Here is a 1,377-nt window from a genome sequence, read left to right as displayed (position 1 = left end):
GCCGACCGCGCCGTGCGTGGCGGCGACCACCCAGCCGCCGAGCAGCAGGACGGAGCCGTGCGCGAAGTTCACCCCGGTGCTGGCGAGCGGCGACATGGAACTCGACCCGCAGGCCCGCCGCGCCCACCGGGCCGGCGTCGAACTGTCGCTCACACTGCGCGAGTTCGACCTGCTGGCGTTCTTCCTCCGGCACCCGGGCCGGGCGTTCGGCCGGGAGGAGCTGATGCAGCAGGTGTGGGGCTGGGAGTTCGGCGACCTGTCCACGGTGACCGTCCACGTCCGCCGGCTGCGCGAGAAGATCGAGGACGATCCGGCGGCGCCGCGCCTGATCACGACGGTCTGGGGCGTCGGCTACCGCTTCGACCCGGTGGGGAGCTGACACCGCCATGAGGGACCTGATGCTGATCGCCGCCTTCGCCGCCCTGGGCGCCGGCGCGGCCGGCCTGCTCGGCTGGCCGGCGGTGCGGCTGCTGCGCCGCCGGTCGGTCGCGCTCTCGCTGCTGTGCGTGGCCGTGGTGACGGTGCTGGCGATGACCACCGGCACGGTGGCGGTGGCGCAGGCGATGTTCCTCTCGGAGCACGACCTCGGCGTGGTCGTCACGGTGACCCTGATGGCCGCGGTCGTCTCGGTGGCCACCGCGGCGCTGCTGGGCCGGCAGGTGGTGGCGGGCAGCCGGGCGTTGGCGGCGGCCGCCCGGACGGTGGGCAGTGAGGGCGGCTTCGCCCCGCCGGTGCAGCCGCTCGGCAGCGAACTCGCCCAGCTCAGCGAGGAGCTGGCGGCGACCAGTGCCCGGCTGGCGGAGTCGCGCCGGCGCGAGCAGGCCCTGGAGCAGTCGCGCCGGGAGCTGATCGCCTGGATCTCGCACGATCTGCGCACCCCGCTGGCGGGCCTGCGGGCGATGGCGGAGGCGCTGGAGGACGGGGTCGCCGAGGACCCGCCGCGCTACCTGGCCCGGATGCGCACCGAAGTGGACCGGCTGACCGGCATGGTGGACGACCTGTTCGAGCTGTCCCGGATCCAGGCGGGTGCGCTGACGCTCTCACCGTCCCGGGTGTCGGTGTACGACCTGGTCGGCGACGCGATCGCCGGCGCGGCCCCGCTGGCCCGCGAGCGCGGCGTCCGGCTGGCGGGCGGCGCGGTGGCCGCCGAGCCGGTCGAGGTGGACGGCCGTGAGATCACCCGGGTGCTCGGCAACCTGCTGGTCAACGCGATCCGCTGTACCCCCGCGGACGGGGTGGTGGCGGTCGCGGCGCGGCGCGCGGAGGACGAGGTGCTGGTCTCGGTGACGGACGGCTGCGGCGGCATCCCCGAGGCCGACCTGCCGCGGGTCTTCGAGACCGGCTTCCGCGGCGGCGCCGCCCGGACCCCGCGGAGCA

General features: G+C 75.8%; 2 protein-coding genes. Both read left to right on the top strand.

The window, feature by feature from the left end:
- Positions 1 to 379 (top strand): response regulator transcription factor (locus ABZ641_RS37500; protein ID WP_359989070.1); only part of this gene is annotated, 379 nt, incomplete at its 5' end.
- Positions 380 to 386: 7 nt separating this feature from the next.
- The coding region (locus ABZ641_RS37495) for a HAMP domain-containing sensor histidine kinase (RefSeq protein WP_359989068.1) at positions 387 to 1,377 on the top strand (991 nt) is incomplete at its 3' end.

The organism is Kitasatospora sp. NPDC007106, from assembly GCF_040634455.1.
Lineage (GTDB): Bacteria > Actinomycetota > Actinomycetes > Streptomycetales > Streptomycetaceae > Kitasatospora > Kitasatospora arboriphila.
The sequence above is the reverse complement of the archived record's forward strand: the minus strand, read 5'-3'. Positions and strand labels throughout refer to the sequence as shown.